Below are 9,949 nucleotides of genomic sequence, written 5' to 3'. Positions count from 1 at the left end.
ATAGGCTAAGGCTCACCGCCACACAGGCCCGCCTGATACTCAGTCCTTCCTCTTTGGCCAAGTATCCGACAGCTTCTCGCTTTTCGGCGGGCCTTAGAGCTTTTTTTCGATAAGGTTCTTCAGCGCATTGTTCTCAAAGGCCAGATCGGCGTACATGCGCTTGAACTCCGCCAGTTCCGACTCCATCTCCTTCATCTTCTTGAGTTGGTTGACCCTCATGCCCCATATTTTGCCTTCCAGTTGTAAAAAGTGGGTTGGCTGATACCATGCTCACGGCATATCTCCGCTACGGTCTTGCCATGTTCCTGTCCCGATAGTACCTTGATGATCTGTGTCTCGGTGAATCTGCTCTTTTTCATTCCCTCAAATTTAAAACGTTGAACTCTAATTTTCAACGCTCCTATTTATAGGGAGCCTTACAGTTCAGCTTATGGTTCAACGGTGTCATCTATTTGGCAAGGATTTACAAAGGGCGTAGTTAATCCAATCGCAACAGCTGGAGGTTTTTTTTGCAGGATATTTAAGCCCTGTTCCTGGACAAATTGTTGATTATGTAAGGAGCTGCTACGGAGACGGAGGCGGAAGCTCACCTACGACTATGCCTTCAAGAGCTAAAATTATTACTGGCACCAAATAGAATCTTAAAAAGGGTATATGGCAAAAAAGCAATATACACATATCTAAAGAATACCAAATTTTGAGTTTTGACAATAGAATAATTGCTTGATAAAGTCAATTGTGTCGATTATTGTTGTTATCAAATTTCAACTCATTAAAACAAAATGCATTGAACTAAAAAATGCGGTTTGTCAAATAAAATATCATAAATAAGAATAATCATTGACGCAAAAAAGCTCCAACATTATTGGAGCCTTTTATCATTGAGGAGAAGGGAAAATTTCCTTCAATTGTTTTATCAACTTTCTACTTTGATTTTGCCAAAGAAGTGTTTTGTTTCTTTTTAAATTGTACTATGGGGAACTCTGTCCTTCTGTTTAGTTCCAATTCTTCCTGTGAACAATCATTGGTTCCAGTACAATCATTTATCAATCTTCGTTTTCCAAAACCTTGATAGGATAAAATTCTTTTTTTGGGTACGCCATTGGCAATCAAATAGTCATACGTTGATTTTGCCCTGGCCTTTGATAATTTATCATTGTAATTGTGGCTTCCTACCGGGTCTGTATGCGCTTCCAATTGAATAACCATGTCTGGATAGGTTACCGTCATAAGTTTAACAACTTTATCTAGTTCTCTTGCGGCATCTGGACGGATATCACTTTTATTAAAATCAAAGTAGATTTTATTTAGGTCTGCAAGAACTTTCAAGTTTTGTACAGGCTCCATCTGGATATCCTTTGAAATTATTTTTGTGGCACGTGGTGTTTCAGAAGTACTAAAATATATGTGCTTGTGGGGGTGTGTTTTGCGGACTGCTTCTATCATATAGCTTTGCTTTCGGTCAACGAACATTTGATATTCACCATTTTCGTTGGTGGTCGTTCGCTCGACCAGTGCACCTGTGCTTTGATCATATAGAGAAATTTGCACACTGTCCAATGGTTGCAGATTGATAGCGTCCGTTACCATTCCTTCCAAGGTCAAAGAGGGAATAAATTTGAATTTGTAGATATCATCACTTCCTTTTCCTCCTTTTCTGTTGGAGCTAACATACCCATCAATACCATTTTCCAAAGCGTAATACCCGAAATCATCCTTCTCACTATTCAAAGGTTTACCAAGATTTACGACATCTTTTATTTCCCCACTCTCATCAGAGATTGCGGCGAAAACATCCAATTGCCCAAAACCGACATGTCCGTCCGAAGAAAAGAAAAGTTGTCCTTCATTGTTAACATATGGAAACATTTCATTACCAAGAGTATTAACAATTGGGCCAGCATTTATGGGTTGTCCCACACCACCTCTAGGATGGATCTTACAATAGTAAATGTCAGTTCCTCCATAACCACCTGGCCTATCGGAAGCAAAGTAAAGCAGCGTTCTGTTTGAGTTTACCGATGGATGCCCGTTGGAGTAGTGGTCCGCATTAGTTTTGAAGCTTCGGGTTACTTTCCATTCGCCATCAACCTTATCGGCTCTATAGATCTTTAGGTTGTTTAATTTTTCAATGTTTTTATCCTCTGTTTTTTGGACATAAAAGCTCTCTTTATTGTCAAAATAGCTGTTTCGAGTAAAATAAGCGATTGTATCGTTCTTATAATCCGTTGAAAAAACAATGGAGCTTTCGTGGAATTTGGAGTTGATTTCTGCATTAAGCTTACGAGGAACATCCATAGTACTCCCTTCCTTGACATAAAAAATATCTAACCAGGATTCATTATTCCAGTCATAGGTGTTTTCAGAAGCTATTTCTTTGCGACTTGAGCTGAAATAAAGTTGTCCGTCATGAACAAATGACCCAAACTCGCTGTATCTAGTGTTAAAATGAACGGGCTCGACTTCATAGCGTTCTTTACTGTTGAATACTACGGAAGCCAAATTTCCATCTTTCAAAAATTGTTTGACCCTTGCATCATTTTTGTGAAATTTTTTATAACGTTTCAACCATTTAAGCGCCTCTTTTTCCTGACCGGAACTTTTTAGCGCCATCGCATATTTAAAGTAATAGTTGGTTGGCGTTTCCGGCTCATTGATAAAACGTTTAAAGTAGGGTAGGGCTTTCTCAAAATCCCTTAACATCAAATAGCACTCAGCCAAACGTTGAAAAGCATGTGTTGCGTTTCTTCCTGTAACCATTTTTTCATATTCCGGAATGGCCTTGGCATAGGCGAATTTGTAAAACAGCTGATCGGCTCGCTTTTGTAATGTGGATTGTGCCGTAAGGGATACTATCCCAAAAAAAGCAAGTAATAGAAAGGCTTTGATTTTATAATGCTTCATTTGGATGGATTTTAGAAGTATCTAGGTGATTTATAAAGATTAGTCTTCTTTGATAATCTTGGTTCAAAGATTAGGATGGCTTCGTGAGTACCACCCGTATAAGGTCTAATAGTTGAAGTTGGAAGGTCATAGGCATATCCAATTCTGATATTGTTGGATAATTGAAAATCCACAAAAGCACCAAAATTGGAAGCATCGTTAAAGCGGTAAGATGCCCCAACCCATAGCTTTTCATAAAACAAAAAGCTCGAAGTAATGTCGTAAGTAGAGGGAGCTCCGTTGGTAAACTTGGTAATAAAAGCAGGACGGAACTTTATGTCTAATGACAAGTCAAAAACAAGTCCTCCAATCGCATAGTAACTATTTCTTTCAAGCGCCTCAAATTCACCATCGTTTAAATCTGTATTCAATATTCTGGGAGAGGAGATTCCTGCATACCATCTATTGGTGCTAAGATAAACTCCTGCACCAAAATTTGGTTTCCAACTATTAAAGTTGGAATTAAAGAATGGATCGTTTAAATCCGGGTTTTGTAGTCTATAATTAGTGAATCCAGCTTTCAGACCAAAAGATAATTTTGCTTGGTCTGTTACGGGAACGGTATAAGAAAAATCTCCATAAACATAATTGGTGTTTTCATAACCCAATTGGTCAGTGATGTAGGAAATACCCAAACCGACCCGCTCATTATTTAAAGGGGTGTGGAATGAAAAGGTACTTGTGGTAGGGTTCCCATCCAGTCCTGCCCATTGATTACGGTGCAAGGCGGTCATGTTGATACTTTCCCTACTTCCAGCATAGGCTGGATTTACAGAAATGGTATTGAACATGTACTGTGTAAATTGTGGCAATTGTTGGGCCATTGAGGTAAAACCAAAAAGAACCAAAAAGAACAGGGTAAACTTTTTAAGAGCTTTCATGTTGTAAAGGTTAAGTTTTGCCTGATTGCTCAGACTTGAATTTGGGTTCGAATTCAATATCAAAACAAGCGCAAAACCATGTGAAACAGTAATATAGCCGTCCAATGCACATTTATTATCGGTCTGAGGCCCATTCGTCGATGAAGTGCCGTATTGTTTGGATAAATGCTAGTCTAACTAACAATGTAAAAATGATTTTGGTCTATTAAATTAGCACCTAATCGATATAAAAAAAGCCAACAATCGCTGGCCTTTTTTATGAGGTTATGTTTAATTAGTTTGCTCCAGTACCGAGATAGATATATCCGTTCAAAGGCTCAATGTCGGTATTGCTTACATTGATGATGTAATAGTATGTACCAGAGGGTAGCATTCCTGAATTTCCAAAAGCGTTGTTCGGCGCAAAACCACCCCAATCGTTTTGATAATCTTTGGATTCATATACCTTATCCCCCCAACGGTTGAAGATCATCAACTCGAATGAATAGTTACAATACTCAACTCCTGTGATAGTAAACAAATCGTTGATGTTATCGCCATTGGCGGTTACTGTATTGGATACTACAATTTCATCTCTGCCGCATGGTACACAATCGCTGTTCACAGAGATAGTGAAATCTACGTAGTACTTGCAAGTTCCTTCCAGTGAGTTGTAGCTGATTAAATAATCACCGACTTCCAAATTAGCAGGGTCAAATAGACTGCCATCCAAGGTGACATTTCCACTTACTACTTCAAATACCCCGTTGGTGTCAAAAGAAGCTGGCAAGTAGTTGATAAGATTGATAGCGTCATCCTCTACACAAATTGTAATTTCGATTTCTTCTGGTTGAGGTTGCATCACAAAAATCACTTGCTCGAACGAAGCTATATTTCCACAGGAATCGGTAACATCCCAAATTCGGGTAATCATGAAATCTTCAGTGTCTGATAACGTAGTAGTTTCCTCAGAAAATTCAACCTGATAGTTTCCACACCCCCCTGTAAAGGTCAGTTGTGATACTTCCGGAATTTCATCACCACAAATCAAGGTAATTTCCTCGTCATAACTATTTGCCATAATGGGCCCAGTTGGATTAATTGTGATTACCTGCGTATGAGTGTTTGGATTACCAGCACAATCAATGGTAGACCACGTTCTTGTAATGGTATAACCATCAGCACAGTTTGAATCGTTCGTAATAACTTCATCAAAGCTTACAGTTACATCTGTACTGCAATTGTCGATGGCGGTCAATACAGCCGTATCCGGCACCTCATTGCACATAACTGTCATATTTTGTGGTAGAGCTTCAACAAATTGAGGAACTTCGGTATCTTCAACAGTAATTATCTGCGTATGGCTTACTGGGTTTCCGGCGCAATCAGCGGTACTCCAGGTCCTGGTAATAGTGTAGTTGGAACCACAGCTGTCGGTATCCGTAATCTGCTCATCAAAGAACACCGTGATGTTCGGGTCACAGTTATCTTGTGCGGTCAAAACAGCCGCTACAGGAACGTTATCACAAGAAACGGTAATATCTGTTGGTAAAGCCTCCACGAAGGTCGGCGCGGTGGTATCTTCAACTGTGATTATCTGTGTATGACTTATAGGATTACCAGCACAATCGGAAGCGCTCCATGTTCTTGTAATGATATAATTGGAACCACAACTATCGGTATCTGTAATTTGCTCATCGAATAACACCATGATGTTCGGGTCACAGCTATCTTGAGCGGTCAAAACAGCAGCTACAGGAACGTTATCACAGGAAACGGTAATATCTATTGGTAAAGTCTCCACGAAGGTTGGCGCTTGAGTATCTATCACTGTAATCACTTGAACATGCTCCCTTACATTACCAACACAATCGGTAAACGTCCATGTCCGTGTTATGGTGTAATCCATGGCACAACCATCATCTTGTCCTGTAATAGATTCGTTGAAGTCAACAGTTGTTGCACAAGTGCTATTTACCGTTATGATTTCTGCCGTTGGAATTACGTCACAAGCTTCTATTGTTACGTCCAAAGGATAGCCTTCATTGCCATCATTATCAATGATGTTAACAGTGGCCGTATCATTGCTAAGAATGTTAACCAAGGAAGTAGAGATGTTTGAAAGCAATACTTGGAAATCCTCCGTGGCTTCTATAATAATATCATCAATGATAGGAAACGTTATTGTCTGATTGTTACTATTTGCTCCACCGAAAGTCAATACTTGAGTATTTTGAGGTACCCCTGTATAATCGAATGCATCTTGAGCAGTACCATTGGCAGTATGGAATTCAACTGTAAATGCTTCTTGCACGTTTGCATTAAGGCTTACTGGTAAGGAAACAGTACCTGTATCTTCGTCTATATCGATATTGGTTATATCAAATTGAACCCCGTTGGCGGCGCCCCCGTCGTTGTCGTTTATGGTCCCTGTGGCGTTGGCGTCGATGATGTTTATCAGTGCGGTCGAAAGCCCGGACAGGGCGATGGACAGCTGTTCGGTGTCCTCGATCAGTGCATCGTCGGTGATGTTGACGGTTATGCTGTGCTGCTCCCCTGCGTTGCCCGTGAAGGCGATGCTCCCCGTGGCGGCTGCCACGCTGTAGTCGTCGCCCTCGGTTGCGGTCCCCTCCGTGATGTCGTAGTCCACGGAGAACCCTCCCTGTACGTTTGCGTTCAGGCTGACGGTGAACTGTGCGGTGCCCGCGTCCTCGTCGACGTTGAAGTCGGCCACGGAGACCCCGTTGGCGGCGCCCCCGTCGTTGTCGTTTATGGTCCCTGTGGCGTTGGCGTCGATGATGTTTATCAGTGCGGTCGAAAGCCCGGACAGGGCGATGGACAGCTGTTCGGTGTCCTCGATCAGTGCATCGTCGGTGATGTTGACGGTTATGCTGTGCTGCTCCCCTGCGTTGCCCGTGAAGGCGATGCTCCCCGTGGCGGCTGCCACGCTGTAGTCGTCGCCCTCGGTTGCGGTCCCCTCCGTGATGTCGTAGTCCACGGAGAACCCTCCCTGTACGTTTGCGTTCAGGCTGACGGTGAACTGTGCGGTGCCCGCGTCCTCGTCGACGTTGAAGTCGGCCACGGAGACCCCGTTGGCGGCGCCCCCGTCGTTGTCGTTTATGGTTATTTCACCAGAGTTATCGTTTATAGTTGGTGTATTTGTGTCAGGAGATAACTGAACATTAAAAGTTTCAGTAGCTTCGATCACATTATCATCGTTGATGCTAATAGAAATAGTAAGAATTTCTCCATGGGTGCCATTAAAATTTAGATTGCTAGATTGCTGACCATAATCTTGCGTCTCAATTGCGGAACCATCATTAGTGTTGTAACCCACAATAAAGCCACCTGTTACCTGCCCAACATGGAAAACTTCCAATACGGCATTACCAGAATCTTCATTAACAGTGATATCATTGATGTATAGCCCTAAAGAATCCCCATTTTCTGTTACAAAAATATTTTGAACATGATTTATAGCATTACCTGAGCAATCTGAAGCTGTCCAAGTTCTAACAATGGTATAAGTTGTACCTGTGTTGTCGCCAATATAGGTCTCTGATAAATTCACAGAAGCCGAAGTGTCGCAATTATCGTTGGCAGTCAAAACTTCAGCATTTGGAATGGCATTGTATGCCGCTACTGTATCAGTAGGAAGTGACTCCACAAAGTTAGGAGCCGTGTTATCCTGAACCGTAATGGTTTGGATATGCTCAGTAACATGACCTGCGCAATCTTCAACTGACCATGTTCGTGTAATCACATAGTCAGAAGGACAAGAATCGTTGTCCGTAATTTGTTCGTTAAAAGTCACTGATAGGTTTGTATCGCAATTGTCAGTTGCCGTTAGCACAGCTGCAACAGGCACATTATCACATTCAACCGTTATATCTGTGGGTAATGATTCAACAAAGTTGGGAGCAGTTGTGTCTTCAACGGTAATGATTTGAGTGAAAACATCACTGGTTCTTCCACATGCATCTGTAAAAGTCCATGTATTGGTATATGTTCCTTCACTTGGGCAACTTGGATCTACCACAAAACTACCAGAAACCTTATTCAAGGTGAAACTGCAGAATTCGGTTGTTGGAGCTAATAATTGGGCGGCATTTAGTGCATCAGAATCGTCACAGGAAACTGTAGTGTCCAATGCATTTGAGGCGGTTGACCAGTTAACTTGATTAGGTTGATTGATATCAACTGTTGTTGGGTCAAAGTTGCCAATCCCACAACTGTCCATGGTTCCAGAACTTTGTGCTACCACAGGATTTGTATTCGTAACCCCACTAAAGGTAGCCGTGGCCTGCATGGCGAAATTGGCCGAGCAGGCTGACTCAAGAAAGAAACATTGATCTTTTATTTGAACATTAAAATCCAGAGTGTACAATGGATCACCTACATCTGTATTACCATCAGGCACATAAAAGCGTAGTTCTCTTGTGGCTGTATTAAAATTGTATGTTACCCCAGCAGGCAAAGTTTCCGTATCAATAAAATCCACCTCTTGGGGAAGGGTTGTGAAAATTTCCAAATTTTGGATATCGTCATTTCCTGAATTTTCAACGCTTAGTGTCATTTGGACATTATCGCCTGGATTAAATCCAGTTCCTGATGTTGAAGATGTGAAATTTAAGGCCCCTAAGCTTGGTTCATAGACTTCTACACTTAATCCTAATAAATAAAGACCATAACTTTCCCTGTCAGAAGTGATTTTAAAACGAGCGGAAGTTTGATTGTTATCTATAAACTTGTTTCCTGTATTCTGAAGATCAAAAACCCCGGCATCAAAACCTAGGGTGTTCGTACTTGCGGGATTTCTATCTGTATAATCCGAATTGTTTGAAGTGATTCTACTGTTGAAGAAATTATTGGAATCCCGTAAGGTTGTTGAAAGGTTGGACCAGGTGCTATTAGTATCAAAGATTTGCAACTGATCACCATCAATATCTCGGTCTCCTTCAAGCGAACCCAAAATAATATCGGCATTAACGTTTCCAGTTGGTACTGTTTGAAAACCGTTGAAATCAAACTCTACTTCACCTTCAGTCTGCGTAATATGTACGTACCCATCAAAAAGTGTAACATTCTTACCAATAAGGCTAGGGTTTTCATAAACAAAAACAATCTGCCATCCTCCAGAGGTACCTGTATGAGAGCCGGAATGAGAGTATAGATCACCTTCTGTGGCCTTAACGTTGGCAATTTGGAATTTTCCAAAGGGGTCTGCTAGACCGACTACATCTGATGTTATATCTTTTACACATATATATGGATCGTTTACAAAGTGTTCGTCCCTACCTCTATAAATTACTTCATCCGCTGTTATTGTATTATAGGAAGATTCTCCAGGCAGCATCAATTTTACCTGATTATAATTCCAAATAGGTTCAAAGCCTCCATTACCAGTACTACTATTTGTATCATATTCCTTGTCCGCTGCGGCCCAATACAACAATACCTTTTTAAAGTTCAAACAACTTAGACCAGGTTCTGGATTGGAAAAATTTGCGCTACTTGAGTTGAATGTAGAATTATCAGAATCGATATCGACAAATACATTGTTTGAGAAATCGTGATTGCCGTTGCTGCCATTGTATGCATTGGTTGAATGCCTTGATAGAACATTATTGGCGATAATTGTGACATCTCCTTTGATGGTTTCGGAATATCGTGGGGTAAATGCCTTTTTTACCTGAGCAGTTGCGGTTATTGAAAACAGCAATGTAATACTCGTTAAAATCAAGTGGAACGTGAAGGTAGTTTTGCTCTTCATATGCTTAAGTTTGGGACGGCCGTTGGCCGGGTTGATCTAAACGTTATGAATTGCTTTTGCCTAAAGAAAGGTTTGAATTGTATGGTGATAACAGTAGGCTAAGGCTTTTCATTGTTTAGATTTGAACCATAAAAGATTTGGGTTTTACAATTCAGCATCAAAGAAAAAATAGAGCGACAGCAACTAAAAAGTTACACGACATAGGTGGGCTATATATCGATATAATGTTTTTTTATCGATAAAGGGAGAATTTCATAGGTTATTGGTATTCATGTAATTACAGTTTCTGTCGATTATCGGTGTTGTAAAACCGATTAAGTTTCCCAAAACATGGGTCGAGATGTTGCGGTGGTATATGTTTCAGGGGCAGCAT

The 9,949-nt window shown here is 41.0% G+C and carries 3 protein-coding genes and 1 pseudogene; all 4 read right to left on the bottom strand.

Annotation, left to right across the window (positions count from 1 at the left end):
- Positions 1-359: pseudogene (locus E4661_RS19505) on the bottom strand (transposase); the annotation flags it as partial.
- Positions 360-924: 565 nt separating this feature from the next.
- Positions 925-2,904, bottom strand: a complete 1,980-nt coding sequence (locus E4661_RS17960; protein WP_136468850.1) for an OmpA family protein — start codon at positions 2,902-2,904, stop codon at positions 925-927.
- A gap of 11 nt (positions 2,905-2,915) precedes the next feature.
- Positions 2,916-3,824 carry a PorP/SprF family type IX secretion system membrane protein gene (locus E4661_RS17955; protein WP_136468849.1) on the bottom strand — a complete coding sequence of 303 codons (909 nt, stop codon included), beginning with the start codon at positions 3,822-3,824 and terminating at the stop codon, positions 2,916-2,918.
- Between the two features lie 274 nt (positions 3,825-4,098).
- A complete protein-coding gene (locus tag E4661_RS17950; RefSeq protein ID WP_136468848.1) occupies positions 4,099-9,576 on the bottom strand; it encodes a Calx-beta domain-containing protein in 5,478 nt (1,825 codons plus the stop codon).
- Between the last annotated feature and the right edge of the window lie 373 nt (positions 9,577-9,949).

Origin of the sequence: Flagellimonas onchidii (assembly GCF_004804315.1) — a bacterium.
Classification (GTDB): Bacteria; Bacteroidota; Bacteroidia; order Flavobacteriales; family Flavobacteriaceae; genus Flagellimonas; species Flagellimonas onchidii.
Note: the sequence above shows the minus strand (reverse complement) of the source record. Positions and strands in the feature narration are given on the sequence as shown.

Coding starts and splice junctions, on each gene's coding strand:
- E4661_RS17960 (WP_136468850.1), bottom strand. CDS start 2,904: ATGAAGCATTATAAAATCAAAGCCTTTCTATTACTTGCTTTTTTTGGG.
- E4661_RS17955 (WP_136468849.1), bottom strand. CDS start 3,824: ATGAAAGCTCTTAAAAAGTTTACCCTGTTCTTTTTGGTTCTTTTTGGT.
- E4661_RS17950 (WP_136468848.1), bottom strand. CDS start 9,576: ATGAAGAGCAAAACTACCTTCACGTTCCACTTGATTTTAACGAGTATT.